General features: G+C 60.9%; 26 protein-coding genes. 18 read left to right on the forward strand and 8 right to left on the reverse strand.

All coding sequences use genetic code 11. The features are described 5' to 3' along the window. Positions 1–5: 5 nt before the first annotated feature. Genes ACXHXG_RS11135 through ACXHXG_RS11175 form a run of 9 tightly spaced genes read left to right on the forward strand, consistent with a single transcriptional unit; the run spans position 6 to position 7,577 of the window. Positions 6–794 (forward strand): SDR family NAD(P)-dependent oxidoreductase, encoded by a 789-nt coding sequence (locus ACXHXG_RS11135; RefSeq protein ID WP_457899300.1) that lies wholly within the window; start codon positions 6–8, stop codon positions 792–794. After that, a complete protein-coding gene (locus tag ACXHXG_RS11140) occupies positions 791–1,642 on the forward strand; it encodes an enoyl-CoA hydratase family protein (protein ID WP_457899301.1) in 852 nt (283 codons plus the stop codon). The genes ACXHXG_RS11135 and ACXHXG_RS11140 overlap by 4 nt, the downstream gene beginning before the upstream one ends. A 4-nt stretch (positions 1,643–1,646) precedes the next feature. Then, positions 1,647–2,828: an acyl-CoA dehydrogenase family protein gene (locus ACXHXG_RS11145; protein WP_457899302.1), complete on the forward strand. Its 1,182-nt coding sequence runs from the start codon at positions 1,647–1,649 to the stop codon at positions 2,826–2,828. Positions 2,829–2,842: 14 nt separating this feature from the next. After that, entirely contained in the window at positions 2,843–4,024 is a 1,182-nt protein-coding gene (locus ACXHXG_RS11150) for an acyl-CoA dehydrogenase (protein WP_107109450.1), read from the forward strand. An 8-nt stretch (positions 4,025–4,032) separates the two neighbouring features. Further along, positions 4,033–4,464, forward strand: a complete 432-nt coding sequence (locus ACXHXG_RS11155) for an acyl-CoA thioesterase (RefSeq protein WP_104824095.1) — start codon at positions 4,033–4,035, stop codon at positions 4,462–4,464. Continuing rightward, positions 4,442–4,837 carry a RidA family protein gene (locus tag ACXHXG_RS11160; RefSeq protein WP_104824096.1) on the forward strand — a complete coding sequence of 132 codons (396 nt, stop codon included), beginning with the start codon at positions 4,442–4,444 and terminating at the stop codon, positions 4,835–4,837. Before ACXHXG_RS11155 ends, ACXHXG_RS11160 begins: the two co-directional genes overlap by 23 nt. Positions 4,838–4,849: 12 nt before the next feature. Next, a complete protein-coding gene (locus ACXHXG_RS11165) occupies positions 4,850–6,817 on the forward strand; it encodes a 3-hydroxyacyl-CoA dehydrogenase NAD-binding domain-containing protein (RefSeq protein WP_457899303.1) in 1,968 nt (655 codons plus the stop codon). A 29-nt stretch (positions 6,818–6,846) separates the two neighbouring features. Then, positions 6,847–7,305 (forward strand): putative toxin-antitoxin system toxin component, PIN family, encoded by a 459-nt coding sequence (locus tag ACXHXG_RS11170; protein WP_457899304.1) that lies wholly within the window; start codon positions 6,847–6,849, stop codon positions 7,303–7,305. Continuing rightward, on the forward strand, positions 7,302–7,577 hold the full coding sequence (locus tag ACXHXG_RS11175) for a hypothetical protein (protein WP_457899305.1): 276 nt from the start codon (positions 7,302–7,304) through the stop codon (positions 7,575–7,577). Before ACXHXG_RS11170 ends, ACXHXG_RS11175 begins: the two co-directional genes overlap by 4 nt. Positions 7,578–7,583: 6 nt before the next feature. On the opposite strand, the gene ACXHXG_RS11180 is transcribed toward ACXHXG_RS11175, so the two are convergent. From ACXHXG_RS11180 to ACXHXG_RS11190, 3 genes are all read right to left on the reverse strand, one after another. Next, the gene (locus ACXHXG_RS11180) at positions 7,584–8,795 is read right to left on the reverse strand and encodes an adenylate/guanylate cyclase domain-containing protein (RefSeq protein WP_457899306.1); all 1,212 of its coding nucleotides are present in this window, start codon (positions 8,793–8,795) and stop codon (positions 7,584–7,586) included. A 158-nt stretch (positions 8,796–8,953) separates the two neighbouring features. Next, positions 8,954–9,856, reverse strand: a complete 903-nt coding sequence (locus ACXHXG_RS11185; protein WP_457899307.1) for an SDR family oxidoreductase — start codon at positions 9,854–9,856, stop codon at positions 8,954–8,956. 44 nt (positions 9,857–9,900) lie between these two features. Continuing rightward, entirely contained in the window at positions 9,901–10,641 is a 741-nt protein-coding gene (locus ACXHXG_RS11190; protein WP_457899308.1) for an SDR family oxidoreductase, read from the reverse strand. A gap of 124 nt (positions 10,642–10,765) precedes the next feature. Here ACXHXG_RS11190 and ACXHXG_RS11195 point away from each other — a divergent pair, with 124 nt between their 5' ends. The 3 genes from ACXHXG_RS11195 to ACXHXG_RS11205 all read left to right on the forward strand — a co-directional run bounded on the left by ACXHXG_RS11195 (position 10,766) and on the right by ACXHXG_RS11205 (position 13,703). Beyond that, positions 10,766–11,677 carry a LysR family transcriptional regulator gene (locus ACXHXG_RS11195; protein WP_457899309.1) on the forward strand — a complete coding sequence of 304 codons (912 nt, stop codon included), beginning with the start codon at positions 10,766–10,768 and terminating at the stop codon, positions 11,675–11,677. 132 nt (positions 11,678–11,809) lie between these two features. After that, positions 11,810–13,147: an LLM class flavin-dependent oxidoreductase gene (locus tag ACXHXG_RS11200; RefSeq protein ID WP_457899310.1), complete on the forward strand. Its 1,338-nt coding sequence runs from the start codon at positions 11,810–11,812 to the stop codon at positions 13,145–13,147. A 13-nt stretch (positions 13,148–13,160) separates the two neighbouring features. Further along, the gene (locus ACXHXG_RS11205; RefSeq protein ID WP_104824102.1) at positions 13,161–13,703 is read left to right on the forward strand and encodes a carboxymuconolactone decarboxylase family protein; all 543 of its coding nucleotides are present in this window, start codon (positions 13,161–13,163) and stop codon (positions 13,701–13,703) included. A 22-nt stretch (positions 13,704–13,725) separates the two neighbouring features. Here ACXHXG_RS11205 and ACXHXG_RS11210 read toward each other — a convergent pair whose 3' ends face one another. Next, a complete protein-coding gene (locus ACXHXG_RS11210; RefSeq protein ID WP_457899311.1) occupies positions 13,726–14,154 on the reverse strand; it encodes an OsmC family protein in 429 nt (142 codons plus the stop codon). 153 nt (positions 14,155–14,307) lie between these two features. On the opposite strand from ACXHXG_RS11210, the gene ACXHXG_RS11215 reads away from it, so the two are divergent. Further along, the gene (locus ACXHXG_RS11215) at positions 14,308–15,573 is read left to right on the forward strand and encodes a glycerate kinase type-2 family protein (protein ID WP_457899312.1); all 1,266 of its coding nucleotides are present in this window, start codon (positions 14,308–14,310) and stop codon (positions 15,571–15,573) included. Between the two features lie 540 nt (positions 15,574–16,113). Next, the gene (ggt, locus tag ACXHXG_RS11220) at positions 16,114–17,859 is read left to right on the forward strand and encodes a gamma-glutamyltransferase (RefSeq protein ID WP_457899313.1); all 1,746 of its coding nucleotides are present in this window, start codon (positions 16,114–16,116) and stop codon (positions 17,857–17,859) included. Between the two features lie 3 nt (positions 17,860–17,862). On the opposite strand, the gene ACXHXG_RS11225 is transcribed toward ggt, so the two are convergent. After that, positions 17,863–18,732 (reverse strand): NmrA family NAD(P)-binding protein, encoded by an 870-nt coding sequence (locus ACXHXG_RS11225; RefSeq protein WP_457899314.1) that lies wholly within the window; start codon positions 18,730–18,732, stop codon positions 17,863–17,865. Positions 18,733–19,218: 486 nt separating this feature from the next. Here ACXHXG_RS11225 and ACXHXG_RS11230 point away from each other — a divergent pair, with 486 nt between their 5' ends. Next, positions 19,219–20,673, forward strand: a complete 1,455-nt coding sequence (locus tag ACXHXG_RS11230) for an MFS transporter (protein WP_457899315.1) — start codon at positions 19,219–19,221, stop codon at positions 20,671–20,673. 129 nt (positions 20,674–20,802) lie between these two features. On the opposite strand, the gene ACXHXG_RS11235 is transcribed toward ACXHXG_RS11230, so the two are convergent. After that, positions 20,803–21,012 carry a cold-shock protein gene (locus tag ACXHXG_RS11235; RefSeq protein ID WP_104824108.1) on the reverse strand — a complete coding sequence of 70 codons (210 nt, stop codon included), beginning with the start codon at positions 21,010–21,012 and terminating at the stop codon, positions 20,803–20,805. 506 nt (positions 21,013–21,518) lie between these two features. Here ACXHXG_RS11235 and ACXHXG_RS11240 point away from each other — a divergent pair. Next, positions 21,519–21,746 (forward strand): hypothetical protein, encoded by a 228-nt coding sequence (locus ACXHXG_RS11240; protein ID WP_457899316.1) that lies wholly within the window; start codon positions 21,519–21,521, stop codon positions 21,744–21,746. A gap of 143 nt (positions 21,747–21,889) precedes the next feature. Next, positions 21,890–23,443: a VOC family protein gene (locus ACXHXG_RS11245; RefSeq protein WP_457899317.1), complete on the forward strand. Its 1,554-nt coding sequence runs from the start codon at positions 21,890–21,892 to the stop codon at positions 23,441–23,443. 39 nt (positions 23,444–23,482) lie between these two features. Here the strand turns inward: ACXHXG_RS11245 and ACXHXG_RS11250 are convergent, their stop codons facing one another. Beyond that, positions 23,483–24,760 (reverse strand): L-fuconate dehydratase, encoded by a 1,278-nt coding sequence (locus ACXHXG_RS11250; RefSeq protein ID WP_104824111.1) that lies wholly within the window; start codon positions 24,758–24,760, stop codon positions 23,483–23,485. Positions 24,761–24,802: 42 nt separating this feature from the next. Further along, positions 24,803–25,963, reverse strand: a complete 1,161-nt coding sequence (locus tag ACXHXG_RS11255; RefSeq protein ID WP_457899510.1) for a CaiB/BaiF CoA transferase family protein — start codon at positions 25,961–25,963, stop codon at positions 24,803–24,805. A 238-nt stretch (positions 25,964–26,201) separates the two neighbouring features. Between ACXHXG_RS11255 and ACXHXG_RS11260 the strand changes: the two genes are divergently transcribed. Next, entirely contained in the window at positions 26,202–26,615 is a 414-nt protein-coding gene (locus tag ACXHXG_RS11260) for a carboxymuconolactone decarboxylase family protein (RefSeq protein ID WP_104824113.1), read from the forward strand. Positions 26,616–26,629: the final 14 nt, after the last annotated feature.

The following is a 26,629-nucleotide window of genomic DNA, read 5'->3' on the forward strand; positions in this document are numbered from 1 at the left end:
CACGCATGACGACGTCTGGCAAACTCGCGAACCGTCACGCCCTCGTCACCGGCGCCGGCAGCGGCATCGGTGCGGCAATCGCGCGAGCGCTTGCGGCCGAGGGTGCCCGCGTGACGCTCGCTGGGCGAAGAAGAGAACCGCTGGAGGCCGTCGCAGCAGAGATCGGCGCGAATGCCATCGTCGTCGACGGTTTCGACATCACCAGCGTCGAAGCGATCGCCAGCAGGCTGAACATTGCGCGCGAAAAATTCGGTCCTGTCGATATTCTCGTCAACAATGCCGGCCAAGCACCGACTGCGCCTTTCGAAAAAACCAGCCTGGATATGTGGAACCACGTCCTGACGGTCGATCTCACCGGCGTTTTCCTGGTGACGCAGGCCGCCCTACCGGACCTCAAAGCGCATGGCGCCGGCGCGCGCATCATCAACATTGCCTCGACGGCGGGCCTGACCGGCTACGGCTACGTTTCCGCCTATGTTGCCGCTAAGCACGGCGTCGTCGGCCTGACGCGGTCACTGGCGCTGGAGCTTGCAAAGACTGGCATCACCGTCAATGCCGTCTGCCCCGGTTTCACCGATACGCCGATCATCGAACGCTCGATCGCCACCATCGTCGCCAAGACGGGACGCACGGCGGAACAGGCGCTTGCGGAATTCACCAAATCCAATCCGCAGGGACGGCTCGTCAAACCCGAGGAGGTTGCGGACACCGTTCTATGGCTGGCATCGCCGGCGGCGGCATCGATCAATGGACAGGCAATCGCGGTTGCCGGTGGGGAGGTTTTAGCGGGATGAGCGATCGGGACATGACGATGCAGGGCCATCTCAAGCCCTTCAAGGACTACAAGCCACAACATTTCCTCTGGGAGGTCAGCGAAGATGGTCGCGTCGCCACGATCCGGCTGAACCGGCCGGAACGCAAGAACCCGCTGACCTTCGACAGCTATGCCGAATTGCGCGATCTCTTCCGCGATCTTGCCTACGCCTCTGACATCCGTGCCGTGGTGTTGACCGGAGCGGGCGGCAATTTCTCTTCCGGCGGCGATGTCTTTGAGATCATCGAGCCGCTCACCCGCATGGCGATGCCCGAGCTTCTCGCCTTCACCCGCATGACCGGCGATCTTGTCAGAGCCATGCGCAAATGCCCGCAGCCGATTATCTCGGCAGTGGACGGCATATGCGCAGGCGCAGGCGCTATCCTCGCCATGGCCTCCGACTTGCGCCTGGCGACGTTCGAAGCCAAGACGGCTTTCCTCTTCACCCGCGTCGGCCTCGCCGGCGCCGATATGGGCGCATGCGGCATCCTGCCCCGTATCATCGGCCAAGGCCGTGCCGCCGAACTGCTGTTCACCGGCCGTTCGATGACATCGGCCGAAGGCCATGCCTGGGGTTTCTACAACAGCCTGCATGTCAGCGCCGATCTGGAGCAGGAAGCCGTCAAGCTGGCCCGCTCGCTGGCCGATGGGCCATGGTTCGCCCATGGCATGACCAAGACCATGCTGAACCAGGAATGGGCGATGGGCATCGACGAGATAATCGAATCCGAGGCACAGGCCCAGGCCGTTTGCATGGCGACCCACGATTTCCGCCGCGCCTTCGAGGCCTTCGCTGCCAAGCGCAAGCCTGAATTCCAGGGGAATTGAGGCGATGTCCGCGATATCAAGCCTCCCCGGTCCGAGCCGCGATCATCTGGATTGGCCGTTCTTCGATGAACGCCACCGTGAATTCGCGGCTGAAGTGGACACTTTCGCCAAATCTCCGGTTATGGCCGCCATCGACCACACGGATGTCGACGGCGCCTGCCGCAAGCTGGTCAAGGCGCTTGGCAGTGCCGGCCTCCTCGCGGCAGCAACCGGCACCTCAGATAGTGATCCGCTGGTCGATTCCCGCCTCGTCTGCCTCGCTCGCGAAACGCTTGCCTGGCATGACGGTCTTGCTGATTTCGCCTTCGCCATGCAGGGCCTCGGCACCGGAGCGATCGGCCTTTCCGGCTCGCCGGAACTGCGTGCCGCCGTGCTTCCGAAAGTTCGCGCCGGCGACTGGCTTTCCGCCTTCGCATTGTCGGAAAAGGATGCCGGCTCGGATGTTGCGGCGATGAACTGCGCGGCCCGCGCCGATGGCGATCACTACGTCCTCGACGGTGAAAAGACCTGGATTTCCAATGGCGGCATCGCCGACGTCTACACCGTGTTTGCCCGCACCGGCGAGGCGCCGGGCACGCGCGGCATTTCCGCCTTCGTTATCTTCGCTGACGATCCGGGCTTCTCGATCGCCGAACGCATCGAAGTGATCGCGCCGCATCCGCTGGCGACGATCCGGTTCGAGAATTGCCGCATTCCCGCCTCGCGGCGTCTCGGCGCGCCGGGCGAAGGCTTCAAGATTGCCATGCGCACGCTCGATATCTTTCGCGCCTCCGTTGCCGCCGCCAGCCTTGGCTTTGCGCGGCGGGCGCTGGATGAATCGCTGGCGCATGTCCGCACGCGACCGATGTTCGGCGCGACGCTCGGCGACCTTCAGTTGACGCAAGCAGCCCTCGGCGATATGGCGACCGGCATCGACGCGGCGGCCTTGCTCACCTATCGGGCGGCCTGGCGTCGCGACGTGCAGCATCTGCCGACGACGCGCGAGGCGGCCATGGCCAAGATGGCGGCCACGGAAACCGCGCAAGCCGTCATCGACCGCGCCGTCCAGCTTTTCGGCGGACGCGGCGTCAAGGCAGGAGAAATAACGGAAAAACTCTATCGGGAGATACGCGCACTTCGTATTTACGAAGGTGCGACGGAGGTTCAGAAACTGATCGTTGCGCGCGAACTTCTGAAGACAAATTGATGGAGATTGAGAGCATGAGCCGCGAGATTTTCGACTGGGCCGACCCGTTCCGGCTGACGGAGCAGTTGAGCGACGATGAACGCATGGTGCTTGATACCGCACATTCCTACGCGCAGGAGAAACTGGCGCCCCGCGTCCTCGAAGCCTTCCGCCATGAGAAGACCGACCCGTCGATCTTCCGTGAAATGGGCGAACTCGGCCTGCTCGGTCCGACGATCGCGCCGGAGTACGGCGGCGCCGGCCTTGGCTATGTCGCCTATGGCCTGATCGCCCGTGAGGTCGAGCGCGTCGACAGCGGCTACCGCTCGATGATGAGCGTGCAATCCTCGCTCGTCATGGTGCCGATCAATGCCTTCGGTTCAGAAGAGCAGAAGCAGAAATATCTGCCGAAGCTTGCCACCGGCGAATGGATCGGCTGCTTCGGCCTCACGGAACCTAACCACGGCTCCGATCCCGGCTCGATGGTAACCCGCGCCAAGAAGGTCGATGGCGGCTATAGCCTGACCGGTGCCAAGACCTGGATTTCCAATGCACCGATCGCCGACGTCTTCGTCGTCTGGGCCAAGACCGAAGACGGCGTTATCAGAGGTTTCATCCTGGAAAAGGGCTGGAAAGGCCTGTCAGCCCCCGCCATCCACGGCAAGGTAGGCCTGCGCGCCTCCATCACCGGCGAAGTCGTCATGGACAATGTCTTCGTGCCGGAAGAAAACCTGCTGCCGAACGTTTCCGGCCTCAAAGGCCCCTTCACCTGCCTGAACTCGGCCCGCTTCGGCATTGCCTGGGGCGCTCTCGGCGCGGCCGAGGATTGCTACGCCAAGGCGCGGCAATATGTGCTCGACCGCAAACAGTTCGGCCGGCCGCTCGCTGCCAACCAGCTCATCCAGAAGAAGCTTGCCGACATGGTGACCGAGATCACCCTCGGCCTGCAGGGTTGCCTGAGGCTCGGCCGCTTGAAGGAAGACGGCCATCCGCCGGTGGAGCTAACCTCGATCCTGAAGCGCAATAGCTGTGGCAAGGCGCTCGAGATCGCCCGCGCCGCCCGCGACATGCTCGGCGGCAACGGCATTTCCGACGAGTTCGGTATCGCCCGCCATCTCGTCAACCTCGAAGTCGTCAACACCTACGAAGGCACGCACGACATCCACGCCCTCATCCTCGGCCGTGCCATCACCGGCATCGCCGCTTTTTCGAACTGAGGCCGGCCTTGGCATTCAAAACCACCAGACCCCTGCGCTTCGGAGACTGCGATCCCTCGGGGATCGCCTATTTCCCGTCGTATCTGAACATCCTCGTCGGGGTGCTGGAGGATTTTTTCGGCTCGTTGGGTTTTCCCTGGAAGGCGCTGGTCAACGACCGCCGCATCGGCGTGCCGACCGTACGGCTCGACTTGACCTTCGTGCGCCCTGGCTTTCAGGGCGATGAGCTTGATTTCATGGTGGCGGTGCGCGGCATCGGTCGTTCCTCGCTCGATCTGGAACATCAGGTTTCGGCGAATGGTCAAGTCCTATGGACCGCCCGCCATCGTGTCGTTTCCACCTCCCTCGACACTCATCAATCGCTTGCGTGGCCGGACGATATCCGCGCTGCGCTGACCTCTCATCTGGAGATGACCGATGCACACCATCCTGCAACCTGAAGGCTGGGCCAAGCCGATCGGCTATGCCAATGGCATGGCAGCGACCGGTCGCATGGTGTTCGTCGGCGGCCAAGTCGGCTGGAACGCCGCGTGCGAATTCGAAAGTGACGATTTCGTCGAGCAGGTGCGCCAGACGCTGAAGAATGTCGTCGCCATTCTCGCCGAGGGCGGCGCCAAGCCGCAGCACATCACCTCGATGACCTGGTATTTCACCGATAAGAGCGAATATCTCGCCAATCTCAAGGGCATCGGCCAGGTCTATCGCGAGATCATCGGCCGGCATTTTCCGGCCATGGCCGCCGTGCAGGTCGTCGCCCTCGTAGAGGACCGCGCCAAGATCGAGATCCAGGCGACCGCCGTTATTCCGGAATAGGGTGGGCTCACCATGTCGGCATCGCGCTTTTCGGATACTGTTTCGGCGACGCTGACCGATGACGTTCTCGTCGTCACCATCGACAATCCGCCCGTCAACGCGCTCTCGGCCGATGTCCGCGCCGGTTTGATGGCGGCACTCGATCATGCCGAAAAGGATAGTGCAGTCGTTGCCGTCATATTGACGGGGACCGGAAACACCTTCATCGGCGGCGCCGACATCAAGGAGTTCGGCAAGCCGCCGATCGAGCCGCTGCTGCCGCTGGTTATCGCCCGCGTCGAAAAGTTTGCCAAACCCGTTGTCGCCGCCATCAACGGTGCAGCCTTGGGGGGCGGCCTGGAAGTGGCGCTTGCCTGCCATGAGCGTATTGCCAGCCCTTCCGCGAAAATCGGCCTGCCGGAAGTCAAGCTCGGCATCGTTCCCGGTGCCGGCGGTACGCAACGCCTGCCACGCCTGATCGGCACCGTCGCAGCCATCGAACTGATCGCCAACGGCCGCATTGTCTTGGCCAATGAAGCGGACAAGCTCGGTATCATCGATAGCCTGATCGAAAACTCGCTGATCGACTCAGCTATTGTCAGCGCCAGAAGCGCAGCCGATGTCCCTTTGAGACGTACCGGTACATTGCCCGTCCCGCCAGGCTCTCAGGAAGCCGTCGACAAAGCTGCCGCGGAAGCCCTTCGCAAGGCGCGTGGTCAGCGAGCGCCCGCCGAAGCCGTGCGCCTTGTTCGCCTCGCCGCGACGGCCTCTCTTGCAGAAGGGCTAGCCGAAGAACGCCGCACGTTCGTCACCCTTCGCGATAGCGATGAGGCAGCGGCGCTACGCCACGTCTTCTTTGCGGAACGCGCCGCCGGCAAGGTCGACGGCCTGGAAAAGGTCTCGCCGCGCAAAATCAAAACCGTCGGTATCGTCGGTACCGGCCTGATGGGGTCCGGCATTGCGGTGGCCGCGCTGAACGCCGGCTATAGCGTCATCGGTATCGAGCAAACCCGCGAAGCCGCCGAAAAGGGCCGTGAGCGCATAGCCGGCATCCTCGACAAGGCCGTGCAATCAGGCCGCCTCGATATGCCAGGCCGGGACGATCGCCTGAGCCGGCTGACGGTCGCCGCCAATGCGCAGGAACTCGCGCAAGCCGATCTCGTCATCGAGGCCGTCTTCGATGATCTGACCGTCAAGACCGAGCTTTTCCAACGCCTCGACGGTGTCCTTCGCGCCGACGCCATCTTTGCAACCAACACAAGCTATCTCGATCCCGATGCCATCGCCGCCGCAACCGCCCATCCCGAGCGGGTCGTCGGCCTGCACTTCTTCTCGCCCGCCAACATCATGCGGTTGCTGGAGGTCGTGAACTGCAAAAAGACTGCGCCGGATGTGCTCGCCAGCGCGCTGGCCTTCGCCAAACGGCTTGGCAAACTTCCCATCGTCTGCGGCGTCAGCGAAGGCTTCATCGGCAATCGCATTTTTTCCGCCTATCGCCGAGAGGCCGAATTCATGGTCGAAGACGGCGCACTGCCGCATGAAATCGATGCGGCGCTTGAGGCCTTTGGCTTCCCCATGGGCCTCTTTGCCGTCTACGATATGGCGGGCCTCGAAATCGCCTGGGCGCGGCGCAAACGCCAAGCGGCAACACGCGATCCCGCCGCCCGCTATGTCGTCATCGCCGATCGCCTCTGCGAAGCCGGCCGCTTCGGCCAAAAGGCTGGGCGGGGCTGGTACAGCTATCCGGATGGCAGGCGCACGACTGACCCCGAAGTCACGGCGCTGATCAAAGCCGCCCGCGCGGAAAAGGACATAACACCAAAGAGCTTTACCGCAGACGAGATCGTCACCCGGCTGTTGAGGGCCATGGCCGATGAGGGCGATGCGCTCCTAGCCGAGGGCATCGCCGCCCGCGCCAGCGATATCGATCTGGTGATGATCAACGGCTACGGCTTTCCGCCACACAAGGGCGGCCCGATGTTCGCGGCTGGCCGGAAGTGAGCGTTATCGACAACTTGACATGACATCATATGAGATATCATACTGACGCTATGATCGTGGTGGATGTAAATGTCTTGCTGTCCGGACTCAGATCGTCCAACGGAACTTCACATATCATTTTTCGGGAGATGGTCGCCGGAGACATTTCATTTGCTGTTTCGCCTGCAGTCGCATTGGAATACGAGGACGTCTTGTCACGACCGGGAATTCTCGGGGAGAGACCGTGGGTAACACGAGAAGAGATCGATACCATCCTCGACGCTTTATTAAGCCGCGCCAAGTTGGTTGAGCCATGGTTTCGATTTCGACCTTTCCTGGATGATCCCAAGGATGACATCTACATTGAATGTGCTCTCGCGGCCGGCGCGACAATCATAGTCAGCAGCGATCGGCATTTTCATCATCCGGCGGTCGGCATGTTTGGATTATCCGTTCTCAGAGCAGGCGAATTCTATGCGGAATTGACGAGAAGGAGACAACCTAGATGAGCACCTATCCGTTGAGATTGGCCGACCATGTGATGGAAGAAGCGAAGCAAGCGGCCGCCGAGGACAATGTGTCGTTAAACCAATTGCTTTCAGCATTCATTGCCGATGGTATCGGCCATCGACGCGCAATCATGAGCCTGAAAGATAGGGCCGCACGAGGGAATACGGCGGCAGCTCTCGCGATCCTCGACCGCGCACCGGATGTGGCGCCAGATCCAGGTGATGAATTGCCCGACGAACTGCGATCGGCCAAGCGGAAAAACAGGCCCTGAGCCGCCTCAAGCAGCCGACGACAGCAGCGTGAACAACTCCTGCGGCCGGTTGACGCCGCGCAGCGCGTAGCGGCCGACGGAAACGAGATCGTTGCTCTGGCTGGATGACAGCGCCTCAACGAAATTCGACGACATCAGGATGTTGCGGTCGGCCGAACGGCACATGGAGGCGATGCGGCTGACCTCGTTGACGGCGGGGCCGATGACGGTGAAATCCAGCCGGTCCATGCTGCCGATATTGCCGTAGAAGACATCGCCGATATGCAAGCCGAGATAGACGTCGGTTACCGGCCTGCCCTCAATCTGCCGCTGGGCATTGAGATCACGCAGCCGCTGGCGCAGCAGCGATTCTGCCATCAGCGCCGCAGCGCAGGCATCGGCTGAATCGCGCGCCTTGAAGATCGCCAGCGTGCCATCGCCGATCAGTTTCAGCACATTGCCTCCAGCCTCGTGGATCGAGGAAATCACGGCGTCTGCATACGCATTCAGCATCGGAATGATTTCGTCGGGCTCGGCCGTGTCCGAAATGCGGGTATAGTTCGCGAGGTCGGAGAACCATAGCGCCGCCGAGATGCGCTCGGCCTTACCGCGTGTGATCTTGCCTTCGAGAACATGCCGAGCGGCATCCTCGCCCAGATAGACCTCGGCGATGGTGCGGGCGATGCGTCCCATGGCGGTGCATTTGATCGCCAATGCCAGCGCGGGTGTAAGCTTGCGCAGAACGCGCAGGTCCTCGTCAGGGAAACCCACTCCGGCGGTAGTGGCGAAATGAGAATAGAAACAATCCATCTCACCGATGGTGCCCCCTTCCTCGAACCGGTGCACCAGAGCGAGGTAGTCGGTATGACCATCGGTCTTCAGCGTATCGAGTCCGAAGAAATCGATCGGGTCGCCGAAGCCGATGCGGCGACGCACCTCATCCCCGCCTGTCGTCAGCAAATGATAGAAAGAGGAACGCAGCCAATTCTCGGCGGCGATCCCCTGATGCGACGGGCCATATTCGAACTCGCGTTCGACCACCTGGTTGCCGTCCCAGCGGAAGGCGCGGCCTTCATAGACCGGGTGCAGCGTATCCATCAGCGCCATGGCCCGGTCGACGTTGAGGCCACGCTCGCGGCATCCCTCGCAGAAACCTGCCAGGATGTCGGCTTCCCCCATGCCTTTAAGGCCGCTCTGCATGAGCCAGGAGGCGATTTCGCCAATGTCCTTGTCGTTCATGGATATTTCTCCCGACCCCAGAAGGATTCGCTTTAATACCAAATAGGCAGGCTTGGAATGATGCACAACGCAAAATAGTCCATCCGAAAACAATGATCGCCGCTCCTGCGGAACAGAAGCGGCGATTTGACGCGTAGGATTTATGCGGCCCGTGGTTTTTAGGCTCTCGCGGCCGGCTTCAGCAAGTCTTCCAATCCGATGCGGCGGAAGAGTTCGGCGCGGACGCGGTCGGCGACGCCGTTGACGATTTCCGCGCCGTCTTCAGAGGGATCGATATGGGTGCGGAACGGACGCGTCCCGAAGGGCATGTTGACGACATCGACGATGGCGGTGGCGACCGAGGCGGCATCCGCATCGGCGGGCTCCAGCGAAGCCAGACCCCTCAGCGCGCGGTCCGGAACGCCGGCATAGGGACCATTGTCGTATTCGGCTGCGCGAGCCTTGTCGGCGGGGGCGCCGGAATGGGCAAAGTGATTGGTGCCCTTGGTAAAGGCGCCGGGTACGATGATGGCGGTCTCGATGCCCCAGCGGGTCAGTTCGGAGGCGTAGGAGACGGCAAGCGAATCCATGGCGGCCTTGGCGGCGAAATAGGGCGAAAGATACGGCGGAGTGCCGCCGCGGGCGCTGGACGACGATACCCAAACCACCAGGCCCTTGCCCTGCTTGCGCAGATGGGGAAGTGCCGCACGATTGACGCGCTGAGTGCTCAGGACATTGATGTCGTAGAGCTGGGCGAACTGTTCCGGCGTGAAGGCTTCCGCTGGACCGAAGGACATATGGCCGGCATTGTGAATGATGACGTCGATACGGCCTTCTTGCTCAATAACCCCAGCGATACCGGCTTCGACGGAGGCATCCGAGGCGACGTCGAGTTCGACCGCCTTGAGGTCCATGCCATTCTCCTTGGCGAAGGCGGCGACCTCGGCCACTCGCGGCGCGTAGCGCCCTTCTGTTTCGCGCATACTGGCATAGACGGTGTGGCCAGCCTTGGCGAGGGAACGGGCAGTGAGCGCGCCGAAGCCGCTCGATGCACCGGTGATGACGATAACTTGCTTGCTCATGATCCTGTTCCTTTCGAGGTGGCTATGCTGCGACTGGGGGAGGCTCAGATCATGCCGCCGTTGGCGCGCAACGTCTGGCCGTTGATCCATGCGCCATCCGGGCCGGCAAGGAAGGCGACGGCAGCGGCAATGTCTTGCGGTGTGCCCAAGCGCTCCAGCGGGTTCATCTTGGCCATGCGGTCGATCAGCTCGTCACTCTTGCCGTTGAGGAAGAGGTCGGTGGCCGTCGGGCCGGGAGCGACGGCGTTGACCGTGATCGAGCGGCCGCGCAGTTCCTTGGACATGATGCCGGTCAGCGTCTCGACGGCGGCCTTGGTGGCGGCGTAGACACCGTAAGTCTCGAGCTTGAGCCCGACGATGCTGGTGGAAAGATTGATGATGCGGCCGCCGTCGCGCAGACGCTTGCCGGCTTCCCGCAGCGTGTTGAACGTGCCCTTCAGATTGATGGCGATATGCCGGTCGAAATGGCCATCGTCGGCATCGGCGATCTTGGCGAGCTGCATGATGCCGGCGTTGTTGACGAGGACGTCGACACCACCAAAAGCGGCTTCGGCGGCATCGAACATGCGACGCACGGCTTCGGCATCGGAAACATCGGCCTTGGCGGTCAGCGCCTTACCGCCCTTCTCCTCGATTTTGCGGGCCAGCTCCTCGGCGGCGGCTTCGCTGCCGGAGTAGTTGATGACGACGGTGAAGCCGTCCTTTGCGAGGCGTTCCGCAATCGCGGCGCCGATGCCGCGTGACGCGCCGGTAACGATCGCTACCTTGTTGGAATTATTGGTCATTGTCTTCATCCTTTGCTGTGAGTGCGCCGCAGCGCGTTTCGATGAGAGGAAGATGCCTCTTTTCAGTCGACGGATAATCAGCCATTATTCGGCATCACTATCCGAAATTGCCGAACAAAGAAAAATGGACAGATTCGATGCCATGCGGGTGTTTTCCCGCGTCGTAGAGCGGCGCAGCTTCACTCTGGCGGCCGAAGACACCGGTCTGCCGCGCTCCACCGTTACGGATGCCGTCAAACAACTGGAGGCTCGGCTCGGCGTTCGCCTGCTGCAGCGGACCACGCGGCATGTCAGCCCCACGCTCGATGGCGAGGCCTATTATCAACGCTGCCTGCGCATTCTATCCGATATTGAAGATGCCGAGGGTGCCTTTGCGGGCGCCAAGCCGAAGGGCCTCCTGCGCGTCGATGTGCATGGCACGCTGGCTCGGCATTTCGTATTGCCGAACCTGCCGTCTTTCCTTGCGACCTATCCGGAAATCGAGCTCTACATGACGGAGGGCGACCGCTTCGTTGACCTCGTTCGCGAAGGCATCGATTGCGTGCTGCGCGTCGGTACACCGCAGGACAGCGACATGATCGCGCGCCGCGTCGCCATGCTGGAGGAAATCACCCTGGCCGCGCCTGCCTATATCGAGCGCTTCGGCATGCCTCTGCATCCAGAAGCTCTCGACGGCCACCGCATGGTCGGCTTCCGCTCCTCGGCGACGGGTGGATTGCTGCCGCTGGAATTCATCGTCGACGGGGCGGTGCGCGGCATTACCCTGCCCGCAACGGTCTCGGTCAATGCCGCCGAAAGTTATTTTTCAGCGGCCAAGCTCGGCCTGGGCCTGATCCAGGTGCCGCGCTATCACGCCGAACATGCCTTGAAATCCGGCGAGCTGGTTCATGTCCTCAAAGACTTTCCACTCACGAAGACACCCGTCTCCATGCTCTATCCCCGCAGCCGCCAACTCTCCCCACGCGTACGTGTCTTCATCGACTGGCTCGTCAAGGTTTTTGCCAGACAGAGCGACACGGAAAGCGGGGTCGGATGAATATTCCCTCGAACCGATCAAATAAATGAAATCGGCTCTTTGAATGCGCCGACAGGGCTCCTACGTCGGAAGGGATATTCTCGCCGGCGCCAGGCCGCCAGGAACCAGTGATGTTCGAGAGGGATGGACCCCATGACTGAACAGAAGCAACTGAAGCTTGGGGCCTTCATGCGCCCCGTCAGCCTGCATACGGGCGCATGGCGCTATCCCGGCTCCTATCCGGATGCGAATTTCAATTTCAAGCACATCAAGAGTTTTGCGCAGGCGCTGGAACAGGCAAAATTCGATGCCTTCTTCATGGCCGATCATCTTGCCGTGCTGAACATGCCCGTCGAGGCGTTGAAGCGCAGCCATACCGTGACGTCCTTCGAGCCCTTCACGCTGCTGTCTGCGCTTGCCGCCGTCACCGAAAAGATCGGCCTCGTCGCCACGGCTTCCACCACCTTCGACCAGCCCTATCACATCGCCCGCCGTTTCGCCTCTCTCGACCATATCAGCGGCGGTCGCGCCGGCTGGAATATCGTCACCACATCCAATCCGGACGCGGCGCTGAATTTCGGCCTTGACGAGCATATGGAGCATGGCGAGCGCTATCACCGCGCCCGCGAATTCTACGATGTCGTCACCGGCCTCTGGGACAGCTTTGCCGACGATGCTTTCCTCCGTGATGCCGAAAGCGGTATCTTCTTCGACCCGCAAAAGATGCATGTGCTTGCCCACAAGGGTGAGGAGCTGAGCGTCCGCGGGCCGCTCAACATTGCCCGCCCGCCGCAGGGCTGGCCGGTGATCGTCCAGGCCGGACAATCGGATGCCGGCCGCCAGCTTGCCGCCGAAACGGCGGAAGCGGTTTTCGCCGCTCCTCGCAATCTCGCCGACGGCAAGGCGATCTTCGCCGACATCAAGGGTCGGATGAAGGCGATCGGCCGCAACCCGGATCACCTGAAAATCCTTCCTGCCGCCTTCATCGTCGTCGGCGATACCGTCGAGGAGGCGAAGGCCAAGCGTGCCAAGCTCGACAGCCTCGTCCATTACGAAAGCGCCATCGCCTCGCTGTCGATCGCTCTGGGCCACGACGCCTCTGGTTTCGACCCTGACGGCCCGCTGCCAAAAATCCCGGAAACCAATGCCAGCAAGAGTGGCAGGGAGCGCGTCATTGCATTGGCGGAGGAGGAGAAGCTGACCGTGCGCCAGCTTGCCCAGCGCCTTGGCGGCTATGCCGGCCTCGCCTTCATCGGCACGCCGCAGGCGATCGCCGACGAGATGGAACAATGGCTGCACGAGGAAGGCTCCGACGGCTTCAATGTCGTCTTCCCCTTCCTGCCGCAGGGCCTGCAGGACGTAACCACGCGTGTCGTTCCGGAACTGCAGCGCCGCGGTATCTTCCGTCGCGAATACGAGGGCACGACATTGCGTGATCATCTCGGCTTGCCGCGCCCGCAGAACCGGTTCTTCTCCAAAGCGGCGCAGTGAAAGACAACAGCCGATGAGCCATATCACACCAATCGATTACGATACCGCCTCCGACGCCGTCCGCGCCGAACATGACCGCGAAGTGCAACTGCGCGGCCGCATGACCAATATGAAGCGGACGCTGCTGCATTCGCCGGTGGCACACCGCATCTATGCCGAATGGTTCACGCTGCGCGAAGAGCTCCGCCCGGCGCTGGACGACCGCGCGGTCTGGCTTTTCTGCCATGCGATTTCGCTGGAAAGCCGCTCGATCATCCCGGTCGGCTTTTTCCGCCGTGCGCTGATCAATGCCGGCCTGGCGCCGGAAACCATCGTACCCACCGAAGACGAGGCATTGTTGATCGATTTCGGCAAGGCCATCGTCAGGGATTCCAACGCCGTGCCGGAAGAATTATGGGACCGGCTGAAGGCGCGTTATGACGAACCCACGCTCGCAAACCTCGTCGCTTTCGCCGGCATCATGATTGCCACCGCGATCTACAACAATGTGGTGAAGGTGGATATCGATCCGGAGCTTGGGCCGTATCTGGAAGGGTTTGAGCTGCCCTCGAAGTAACGAAAAGCCACTCAATCCAATCTCACCCCGAAATCACCGTCTCGAACTTCGGATTTCCGCGGATCGTATTGCTGACCGTGCAGATCTCGTCCTCGGCGGCATGCGCGATGGCATTGCGTATCTCGTCGCCGAAGTCGCCCTTGATGGTGAAGGCGATGTTGAATTTTTCGACGCGCGACAGCCCTTCCGTCGCCTTTTCGCCGGTCACCACGGCGGTGACCTCCGTCAGCTTATCGAGCACGCCGAGGCTGCTCGCAGCCATACGGGCGCTGAGCACGAGGCAGGCGGACAATGAGGAATAAAGCAGGTCGAGCGGATTGAAGCCCGGATGCGACGGCGAGGTGACGATATCGATCTCGCCGCCTGTCACCGTCGTCACATGCGGAAGGCCGGTGCGGCCGACCGTCGCCGTCGCGCCGGTCTGTCTCGTCTTCACCTTCAGTTCGGCCATCTTGAAAATCCCTCGGATACAATCGTTGAAACTGCTCCCCAAAACATAGGGATTCCCCTCACAAGACACAATTGGCGTTCCCTGCCCTTGCGTGTTCGCGTCAGTTGAGTCACCAAATGGTTACTAGCCCATCGCAGACAGGCAGATTTCGACATGACCGTTTCCGATCCCCGCGCCTTCCTCACCTCCCTCTTCAATGCCGCCGTCCGCGCTGCCGATCCTTTGACCGGCATCCGCGCCCATCTGCCGGCAAAGCCGAAAGGGCGGACGATCGTCATCGGCGCCGGCAAGGGTTCGGCGCAGATGGCAGCCGCTCTGGAGCAATGCTGGGACGGTCCGCTGGAAGGGCTGGTGGTGACGCGTTATGGCTTCGCCACCCCGTGCCGCCACATCGAAATCGTCGAAGCCGCTCATCCCGTGCCTGACGAGGCCGGCCTCGTCGCCTCCGGTCGACTGTTGAAACTGGTCCAAGGATTGACCGAGGATGACCTGGTGATTGCGCTGATCTCCGGCGGCGGTTCGGCGCTGCTGCCCTCCCCGGCCGGCGCCCTTACCCTTGCCGACGAGATCGCCGTCAACAAGGCACTGCTCGCCTCCGGCGCGCCGATTTCGGCGATGAACATCATCCGCAAGCATCTATCGACCATCAAGGGCGGCCGCCTCGCGGCATCGGCCTATCCGGCAAAGGTCGTCTCGCTGGTGGTCTCAGACATTCCGGGCGACGATCCGGCCCTCGTCGCCTCCGGTCCGACGGTTCCCGGCGCCGGCACGCGCGCCGAAGCGCTCGACCTCATCCGCCTCTACCGCATCGAGCTGCCCGCCGCCGTTCTGGCGCATATCGAAAAGCCGGAAGCTGATGCACCGCGGCCAGATGACCCGCGCTTTGCAGCCAACGAGGTGCATGTCATCGCCTCGGCCGGTGTCTCGCTGGAAGCCGCGGCCAAAGCGGCGCGCGAGGCCGGCATCGAGGCAGCGATCCTGTCCGATGCGATCGAAGGTGAAGCGCGGGAGGCAGCGCATGTACATGCCGCCGTCGCCCGCGAGATCCTGCATCGCAACCGGCCTTTCACCAAGCCGATCGTGTTGCTGTCGGGTGGTGAGACGACGGTAACACTGACCGGCAAGGGCAAGGGCGGTCGAAACTCTGAATTCCTGCTATCGCTCGCGATCGACATCGACAGTCACACCGGCATTCACGCCATGGCCGCCGATACCGATGGCATCGACGGTAGCGAAGACAATGCCGGCGCCTTTGCCGACGCAAGCACAGTGGCGCGGCTGCGCAAGGCTGGGCTGGTACCCGCCGAAATGCTGAGAAACAACGACGCTTGGTCGGCCTTCAACGCAATCGGTGACCTCTTCGTACCCGGCCCAACGGGAACGAATGTCAATGATTTCCGAGCCATCCTGATCGCTTGATCGAAAGGATCGGACGATATCAGTGATTGGTGGGGCAATCCTCACAGCGCCAGTAGGCCGGCGCTGTCGATGTCCACCGAAAGAAATGCCTATGACAATGGACGCATTCGATTTCGACGACATGCGTTTTTTGGGCAATGACGAACGGCTTAGGTTTACTGTTGCGCTCGTTCTTCCATTGCTCAAGCTTCGTGACGGCCATCATTTTCCCCCAACTCATTACTTTCCGCCTCGATTATGACTTACCTAAAGTAGACTGCCCTTATGAAAGAATTATTGCGAGCGTGACAAGGCACTTATCCCGCACATTTTCAAAGTGCTAATACGAAAGATCGAACAAACAGCTTCACTCTAATCCTTTCGGATTAGCCCCGATCGACTGAAGGACGAGTTCCTCGTCCCGATACGGATTGTCTTCCTTCGCCCGCTTCGGATTTCGGAGCTGCGACCCTGCCGAGATTCGGCAGCAGAAATTATTTCTGCGGCACTAGACGCAGCGAAAGGCTCTCTTACCTAAAATATGATTTTGGAGGGACCATCATGTACCATTTCCGCCAGCGGATAATATCCGCGGCCACTATCTTTGCCTTCGGGCTCTTTTCCATCACTACCGTTCAAGCCGCAGCACCGCAGCCGGTCGAAGCCGAGCATGGGATGGTGGTGACTGCCCAGCATCTCGCGACCGATGTCGGCGTCAACGTACTGAAGAGCGGCGGCAATGCCGTGGATGCCGCAGTTGCGGTCGGCTATGCCTTGGCCGTGGTCTATCCGGTCGCAGGCAATATCGGCGGCGGTGGCTTCATGACCATCCGGCTGAAGGACGGCAAGACGGCCTTTCTCGATTTCCGCGAGCGCGCGCCACTCGCTGCAACCAAGACCATGTATCTCGACGACAAAGGCAACGTCGTCAAAGGCGCAAGCACGGATGGCTATCTCGCCGTCGGCGTGCCGGGTTCCGTCATGGGCTTCGAGACCGCGCGTGAGAAATACGGCACGAAATCCCGCCAGGAACTGATGGCGCCCGCAATCCGCTACGCCAAGGAAGGTTTTACCCTGAACCAGGCCGATGCCGCCGAGTTGAACCACGGCAAGAAATGGCTGGCGCGCGATCCGGCCACCGCCGCAATCTTCGTCAAAGGGGACGGCAAACCCTTCGCCACCGGCGATACACTGACCCAGCCGCAGCTTGGCGCGGCCCTCTCCAGCGTTTCGGAACAAGGCCCTGATGGCTTCTATAAGGGCTCGACCGCCGATGCGATCGTCAAGGCCAGCCACGACAAGGGTGGCATCCTGGCCAAGGAGGATTTCGAGCAATACAAGGTCCGCGAACTCGACCCGGTGAAGTGCAATTACCGGGGCTATGAGATCATCTCCTCACCACCGCCCTCTTCCGGCGGCGTGATCATCTGCGAGATTCTCAACGTGTTGGAAGGCTATCCGCTTTCCTTTACCGGCTACGCTTCGGCTGACACCGTGCATCTCATGGTCGAGGCCATGCGCCATGCCTATGTCGATCGCAATTCCGCGCTCGGCGATCCCGATTTCGTCAACAATCCCGTCAGCAAGCTGCTGGATAAGGACTACGCAAAGAAGATCCGCGACAGCATCGATCCCTATCGCGCCGGCGTCTCCAAGGATCTGATGCCGAAGGGCCTCGGCGAGAGCCATGAGACGACGCATTATTCGATCATCGACAATGACGGCAATGCGGTTGCCGTCACCTATACGCTGAACGGCTCCTTCGGGGCCGGCGTGGTCGCACCCGGCACCGGCATCCTGCTCAACAACGAGATGGACGATTTCACCGCCAAACCGGGCGTACCGAACCTCTACGGTCTGGTTCAAGGCGAGGCCAACGCCGTCCAGCCGAAGAAGACACCGCTTTCCTCCATGAGCCCGACGATCGTCGCCAAGGACGGCAAGCCCTTCATGGTGATCGGCAGCCCCGGCGGCGCGCGCATCATCACCATTACGCTCGAAGCGATCATCAACGTTATCGATTTCGGCATGGATATTCAGCAGGCGATCGACGCACCGCGGATACATCATCAGTGGCTGCCGGATAAGGTTTATACCGAGCCCTACACGCTGTCTCCCGACACGATCAAACTGCTGACCGGCATGGGCTATAATGTCCAGGTCGGCGGCGATTGGCCGGTCTGGGGTCAGGCCGCCGGCATCCTCGTCGGCGGCAAGAGCCTCGGTCAAATCGCCGAGGGAGGCGGCGCGCGCTATAACGGAGCAATGGATAGCCGCGCCGGCTCGGGCTTGGCTGAAGGGTACTGATCTTCAGGCGATCTTGGCGAGTTCGGCCAGGACAGTTTCAAAGGGCGTCGGCGCAACCACATGTTCGTTGACGCCTGCTGGCTCGAAGTCAATCCAGCCGGAGTTGAAGCTTTCGATCATCTCGATGCGCGGCTCCGGCCAGGCAGCCCCCTGTGCCCTGAAACGCTCTTCCCACTCGGCGCGCGGGACAGGCTTGGCAACGACCGGACGACCGATGGCCTGGCCGATCAGGGTTGCGATTTCGATCTGGCTATAGCGCTTCGGCCCTTCGATCTCGATCACCCGGCGGTCGGTCCAGTTCTCGGTCATTGTCCTGGCGGCGATGGCGCCGATATCGGCGGTGGCGACCATTGGATAGGGCTTGTCGAGCGGTGCCAGATAGCTTGGCATTTCACCGGTCGCGCGCGCCGGCGCTATATCCCACAATGAATTCTCCATGAACCAGGTCGGCCGCAGAGTGGCAACCGGCATGGTCAGTGGCGCCAGCGCCTCTTCCAGCATGTGAACCTGAGTGATGAGCCCGAGGCCGGAGGTACGCTGGCCACCGATCGACGACAACATCACGACCTTGCCCGGCTGCGCGCGCTGGATGGCGGCCGCCTGCGCCGCCGCATCCTTGCGGGCGCTAGGGAAGCCCGGATCGGGCGCGAAATTCGGCGAGGCCATGACGAAGACGCCTTCGGCACCGTCGAAAGCCTGCGCAAGCGCATCGGCATCATCGAAGGTGGCGACGGCCACTTCAGCGCCGAGCTTTTCCCATTCCGCGCCCTTCGCCCGGTCGCGAAGGACGGCCCGGACCTTGTGCCCAGCGTTAATGAGTGCGCGTGCTGTCGTGCCACCGACCTTGCCTGTGACGGCAGTGATTGCAAACATGATCTTCTCCTTGAAGATGTGGTTAGGTTTTGGAAGTCAGGCGGGCCGGTACGCCGTCAAAAATCGCCCGCATCACGCGGCGCGGCGACGAATGCAACACTTCCTGAGGATGTTCATGGCAGGCCCCGCTTTGGCTTCGTAAACATTATGCAACGGGATAGCTCATGACTTAAGTGCCGTTATGTCAGCTTATTCATGACAAAGAATCAACAATCGAGACACACCATCTTACGCGGGAAAACAGACTGTGATCGATGCAACCGCCGCTGCCGCCGTCACCTGTTCATCTGGCATTCATCGGTTGTGACATTCCTGCCCGGCTGCGACGTTTTTTCCATTTCGATCAATAAGATTTGCAAATTCGGATATAGTCATCCCGCGTGAGCGGGAGTATACCGGGCCCCGTTCCAATCGGCCTTTGCGCCGTCACCAGACTCGCGGTTCTGTCTTTGGACCCCACCGCGCCATCGAGAGCGATCCCCGACAATGTCGGACCAGATTTTCCAGGCCGCCCCAACCCGGCGGGCCGTACCTAATTTTCGTGTAATCGCGCTTATCGTAGCAAGCGCCATGTTCATGGAGCAGCTTGACGCGACCGTGCTCGCCACAGCGCTGCCGACCATGGCGAGAGACTTCGGCGTCAGCGCGCCAGCGATGAGTATCTCGCTCACGTCCTATCTTCTGAGCCTGGCGATCTTCATTCCCGCCAGCGGCGCCATTGCAGACCGCTTCGGATCGCGCACCGTCTTCCGGTCCGCCATCGCGGTTTTCGTCGTCGGCTCGCTTCTGTGCGCGCAGGCGCCGAACCTGTTCTTCCTCGTGATCGCGCGATTGCTGCAGGGTCTCGGCGGAGCGATGATGCTGCCTGTGGGACGTCTCGTGTTGATGCGCAGCGTCGCCCGCAAGGACATGGTCAACGCCATGTCCTGGCTACTGATCCCGGCGCTTGTCGGCCCCATCCTCGGCCCGCCCGTCGGCGGCATGTTCGTGACCTATCTCGACTGGCGCTGGATCTTCTACATCAACGTGCCGATCGGCGTTATCGGCTTCATCTTGGTGTCGATGTTCATCGAAGAGGTAAAAGGGCCGCGCAATGGCCGCTTCGACCTTTCCGGCTTCATCCTGTCAGGCATCTCGCTTGGCTCGCTGCTCTTCGGTTTCGAAATGTCGAGCCGCGAAGGCGAAGGCTATCTGGCCGTCTTCCTGATCTCGATTGGCCTACTGTTCGGCATCGCCTATCTGCGACATGCCCGCAAGCATCCGTCGCCGATCATGGATTTCTCGCTGATGAAGGTGCCGACGTTCCGCACCTCGGTCATCGCCGGCTCGCTGACGCGCATCAGCCAGGGCGCCCATCCCTTCCTTATCCCGCTGATGCTGCAGCTCGGCTTCGGTCTTTCGGCCGCTACAGCCGGCCAGATCGCCATTGCGACCGCGCTCGGCTCCATGGCCATGAAGCCTTTTCAGGTCCGCATCCTGCGCACGCTCGGCTTCCGCACCGCCCTTATCGTCTTCGGTCTGATTGGCACGCTCGGCTATGGAATGTGCGCCATTTTCCAGCCGAATTGGCCGTTGCCTGTCATCTTCGTGATCCTGTTCTTCTGCGGCTTCTTCATGTCGTTCCAGTTCACAGCCTACAACACGATCGCTTATGACGAGATCGAACGTGACCGGATGAGCATCGCGACCAGCTTTTATTCGACCTTCCAGCAGTTGATGCTCTCGCTCGGCATCTGCGTCGCCGCTCTTGCCCTGCATGGCTCGATGCAGTTCGGCGGCCATGCGAAGGCCGAGATGATCGACTTCTCCGTCGCCTTCATCGTCGTCACGGCCATTGCGCTGCTCGCAGTGATCTGGAACGCCAGCTTTTCGCGCACCGCCGGCACGGAGATCAGCGGCCACCGCAAGAAGTCGCCCGAGGATTCACTCGGGGGACACTGATTCCCCGAGTGTCGAAAAGCTCGCCAGGAACACAAGATACAAAAAAGGCCGGGCTAACCCGACCTCTTCCTTCATCGTCTCAACGATCTTTGCCAGTACATCCATGGTCAAAGATCGGAAGCAAATGCCTTACAGGGATTCGAGCTGATCAGCCGACATCTTGCCCGAGCGCTTGTCCTTGACAAGCTCGTAGGAAATCTTCTGGCCGTCACGAAGAGTGCTCATTCCAGCGCGCTCAACCGCGGAAATATGCACGAAGACGTCCGTCGCGCCGTCATCAGGCTGAATGAAACCAAAACCCTTGGTAGCATTGAACCACTTTACAGTACCTGTGCTCATAACAATGACCTTTCAATCACTCATGTAGAGATCGCATCCAGACAACCGTCTGGTGCAGTAGACCGATTTTGAGAGGGAAGTTCGTCAATGTCGCGCAGAGTGCGTCGAGGCAAAGTTCGTTCACCAATATCGATGCGCAGCTTATAGCTGAGGGCTGGATACCCCACAAGGCGAAATATCAGAAATATCGAAAATGACTAGATATTTCGCATAAATCGACTCGCGTGACATAAAACTATCGTTTATCGAGGATCAAATTCGAATAGTCTTTTTGTAGCTATTTCCGAGTTTTTTGCGTCGTCCTATATAAGATTCATCGGCACTTTTCTTTTTACGTCCCCCCGGCTTCATTGCGGCAATTCCGCCTTATTTCCGGGGAGCGCTGGAATTCCCAGCAATACGAATGCCACCCGATACAGGATGGATCTCCCTCCTTGTGGGCGCGGATGCTTACCCGCTCAAATCCACAGGAAACGCCAACGCCGACACAAACCCTGGAGGCCAAGATGGCGCCGCCCAATAAAGACAATCTTTTCGGATCCAAGAGAGAGGCAGCGCTGGTCAAGTCCAGCCAGCTCGACTCCACCGTCAAGGAAATCATCGCCAGCGAACAGATGACCCGCGAACGCAAAACGGCGCGCCTGAGGGAACTGCGCCTCGAGAAAGAGGCGCTGCAGCCGCCACCAGAGCCGAAGACAAAGGCCAAACGAAAGACGGCCAAGGCAGTCAAATAGGCAAAACTTGATCCGTGCCTGGCACGGTTCAGAGGCGGACGTTGCGCTTTTGGTGAACACAGCCTCCACGGACCGCGCATTGAACTGGCGGATGCTTCCGCCCTAAATAGCGACCAATTGCACAATCCATCTGGAGCATCGTCATGGTCGCCGGCATTCACCACATCACGCTCATCACCCGCAAGGTGCAGGCGAATGTCGATTTCTACGCCGGCTTTCTCGGCCTACGGCTGGTCAAACGCACCGGCGGCTTCGAAGACGCCACGCAGTTGCACCTCATCTATGGCGACGCGATCGGATCGCCGGGCTCGCTGGTGACCTTCCTTGTCTGGGAGGACGGCTCTCCGGGACGTCCCGGCGTCGGACAAGTCGGCGAAATCTCGCTGGCCATCGATCCCATGAGCATCGGTTTCTGGCTGACGCGCGCCTTGAGCGCAGGGCTGAAACCCGAAGGCCCTTCCGAGGAATTCGGCGAACCGGTTCTACGGCTGAAAGACCCAGATGGCGTTATCATCAAACTTGTCGGCGTAGGTGAATTACAATCGGCCGCACCTTGGGCAAGCGACAAAATCCCGCCAGAACATGCCATCCGGCGCATTCGCGGCGCGACGCTGTTCAGCGAGACGCCCGAGGAGACGCAAAAGCTTCTCTTGGAGCATTTCGGCTACCGGCTGCAAGCGGTCGATGGGGCGATCAGCCGCCTCATTTCCGAACCCGGTGATATCATCGACATCCGCGATGCCCGTGGTTTCTGGGCAAGTGCGCCGGGAACCGGCACGGTCGACCACGTGGCGTTTCGTGCCTCCGACGATGCCGAACTGCAAGCGGTGCGTACGGCGCTGCAGGCGATCAATTCCTGGCCGACAGCGATGCATGATCGCAAATATTTCCGCTCGCTCTATGTCCGGGAACCCGGCCGCATCCTGTTCGAACTCGCAACCGATGCGCCGGGCATGCTGATCGACGAAGACGAGGCAACACTCGGCACGCGCCTGTTCGCCCCCGATGACAAACCGGAACGGCTGGCGGAGCTGAGCGTGATCCTGCCGCAATTCTCAATGCCCGGCGAGCCGCGCGTCATCTATCGCGATCTGCCGTTCGTGCATCGCTTCTTCACGCCGGAGGAGCCGGACGGTACCGTCTTCATCTTGCTGCATGGCTCGGGCGCCAGCGAAACATCACTGATGCCGATTGCCCATAAGATCGACCCGCGGGCAACGTTGCTCGGCGTGCGTGGCCGCGCGCTCGAGGAAGGCTCGCCGCGCTGGTTCCGCCGCATCACGCCCTTCTCCTTCGATCAGGCCGACATCGCCAGCGAAGCCGAAGCCTTCGCCGCCTTCATCGATGGCGCGATCCGCACCTACGACCTCGATCCCGAGCGTATCGTCTATATCGGCTATTCGAACGGCGCGAACCTCATCAATGCCATGCTGTCGCTGCAGCCGCATCTCATCCGCCGCGCTGTACTGCTACGCTCCATGGCCGCGCTGACCGATCCGCCGCCGGCGGACATGTCGAACGCCGATGTACTGATCATCGCTGGCGAGAAGGACGACTATGGACACCACGCGCAACCGCTCGCCGAACGGCTTAATGCCGGCGGCGCGACGATGAACCAGCAAACGATCCCCTACGGCCACGAATTGACAGACGCGGATGTGCCGATCATCCAGGCATGGTTGAAGCGCTCGAACTGAGCGCTTCAACTCTTGTAATTGGAACCTTCAGGTGACGGATCACCCCTTGAACGTATAGGCGGCGATCGACTCAGGCTTCATCTCGATCGAGAAGCCAGGCAGACTTGGCGGCATGTAGGCGGCGTCGCGGATCACGCAAGGGTCGATGAAATGTTCATGCAGGTGGTCGACATATTCGATCACGCGACCATCCTTGGTGCCGGAGACGGCGACGTAGTCGATCATCGACAGGTGCTGCACATATTCGCAGAGGCCGACGCCGCCGGCATGCGGCCAGACAGGCAGGCCATATTTCGCGGCAACGAGAAGCACTGACAGGACTTCGTTCAGCCCGCCCATGCGGCAAGAATCGATCTGCACGATGTCGATGGCGCCTTCGGCGATGAACTGCTTGAACATGATGCGGTTCTGGCACATCTCGCCGGTCGCGACCTTTACCGGCCCGATCGCCTGGCGGATCTTGCGATGGCCGGCAACATCATCGGGGCTGGTCGGCTCCTCGATGAAGAAGGGCTTCGCAAAAGCGAGCTTTTGCACCCAATCGATCGCCTGGCCCACCTCCCAGACCTGGTTGGCATCGATCATCAAATAGCGATCGGGACCGATCACTTCGCGGGCGATGGTGAGACGGCGGATATCGTCCGCAAGATCGCGGCCAACCTTCATCTTCACATGATTGAAACCGGCATCGATTGCCTCCTGGCAAAGACGGCGCAGCTTGGCATCATCATAGCCGAGCCAGCCGGCCGAGGTCGTGTAGCAGGCATAACCTTCACGCTCGAGGGTGGCGATGCGCTCCGCCTTGCCCGCCTCAGCCTTCTTCAGGATTGCCACGGCTTCGTCGCGGGTTAATACGTCGGTCAGGTAGCGGTAATCGACGATATCGGCAATGTGCTCCGCATCCATCTCCGCCACCAGCCGCCAGACCGGCTTGCCAGCCTCCTTGGCGAGCAGGTCCCAGACAGCGTTGACGACGGCACCAGTGGCCAGATGCATCGCGCCCTTCTCCGGGCCGATCCAGCGGAGCTGGCTGTCGCTGGTCAGATGCCGCCAGTATTTACCGGGATTTTCCAACACGCCGGCAAGCTCCGTGCCGACGACCAGATGGCGCATCGCCTCGATCGCCATGCAGCAGATGTCGTTGCCGCGACCGATGGTAAAGGTCAAGCCGTGGCCTTCGAGGCCCGGCTTGTCGGTATCAAGAATGACGTAGGCCGCCGAATAATCCGGATCGGGATTCATCGCATCGGAGCCGTCGAGGCTCTGCGAAGTCGGAAAGCGCAGATCGAATACGCGGAGATTGGTGATGCGCGTCATGGGAAAACTCCTTCTAATTCCGTCGGGCGATCTCTCCGACACTCACCCGAGGCCGAACTCTTCCCAGATCGCCGCATTATGCTCGCCGACATGCGGGGCTGCACGTTCGAATTTTGGCCGTTGCCCGTCAATACGAACCGGCGAGCGCGTGGTGCGTACGGAAACGCCGTCGTCGCGGGCAACCGTCTGCAGCATGTCCAGCACGCCAAATCCCTCGCTCTGCAACAGTTCCGGCCAGTTCAGCACCTTGGCACACCAAATGTCTGCCGGTTCCAGAATGGCCAGCCATTCATCCACGGTGCGGGTGGCTATGCGCGCCGAGATCAGCGCCTTTATGTCGTCGCGCGCCGTAAACCAGCTTTTCGGATCGTCGCGGTAGGGCGCAAGCTCTTCCATGCCGAGAAGGTCGGCTAGCTTCGAAATCGGCGTCATGGCGATGGCGAGATAGCCGTCGGTGGCGGGATAAACGCCGTATGGCGCGGAAAGATAGGCATGCGCACTGCGGAACCCGGAGCGCTGGGGCAGCTTGTTGCCGCTGTTCATGTGGACAGTCAGCACCTCCACCTGCAGATCGACCAGTGCCTCCAGCAGGCTCGTCTCCACCAGCCCGCCCTTGCCGGTGACGCCACGGCGCACCAGCGCCGCCAGAATACCCTGGGCGGCGGCCGCACCCGCCAGCATATCGCCGATCGCCAAGCCGAACGGCACCGGCCCCTGCCCCTCATCGCCATTCAGCCACATGACACCAGAGCGAGATTGCGCCAGCAAATCCTGCCCCGGGCGCGACACCCAGGGACCCTCGTCGCCGTAGCCGCTGATCGAGCAATAGACGAGCCGCGGATTGAGCTTCTGCGCAGCCTCATAATCCAGCCCAAGCCGCTCGATGACGCCCGGCCGGAAATTCTGTACCAGGACGTCGGCCTTGGCGATCAGCTTGCGCAGCGCCTGTATGTCGCGCTCGTTTTTCAAGTCGACCGCCAGGCTTTCCTTCGAACGGTTGATCGCGTGGAAAATGGTCGAATCGCCGCTCTCGCTATCGCTCAGATAAAGCCGTCGCGAGAGATCGCCTGCCTCCGGCCGCTCGATCTTGATGACTCTCGCGCCGAGATCCATCAGTCTCAGGGTGCAATAGGGGCCGGACAGGAACTGGCTCATATCTACGACCACCAGGCCGGCCAGCGGCAATTCCTTCTCCACCACCATGACTATTTCCGCTTCCCTCGCATCAATCCGGTCGCCGACCTCCGCTTCGACAGAGATTTCCCCCGCCGAATCCCCTGCGTCCCGCACCGCATTTTTCTTATGTGAATAGTATTTTCACATATGGATGACTTTTGCAAATGAAAAGAGTTGCCGTGATCACGCGATCCTTCAGCGAAGCCCACGCGAAAATGCGCTATAGCTTTCGCACCCATGCGGATTGTTGGAAGGAGATTTTGGAATGACGACAGTCAAATTGCTCGACGATGCGGAAGCCGAGGCGATCCCGGCGGTGAAGGCCGTTTTCGATGACATCCGCGCCGTCAGAAAATCCGATTTCGTCAATAATTTCTGGCGTGGCCTCGCCAATGATCCGGCACTTTTGAAGCGCACCTGGGAGGGGCTTAAGGCGGTGATGATGGCTGACGGCGCACTCGATCCGTTGGTTCGCGAGATGATCTATATCGCCGTGTCCACCGCCAACGGCTGCACCTACTGCGTTCATTCCCATACCGCTGCCGCCAGGGCAAAGGGCATGACAGACGCACAGCATGGCGAATTGCTGGCCGTCATCGGCCTTGCCGGACAGACGAACCATCTGGTGACGGCAATGCAGATCCCCGTCGATCCGGAATTTGACGTCAGCCGCCGCTGATATCGCATAAAAGA

This window comes from Rhizobium sp. LEGMi-198b (genome assembly GCF_054114205.1).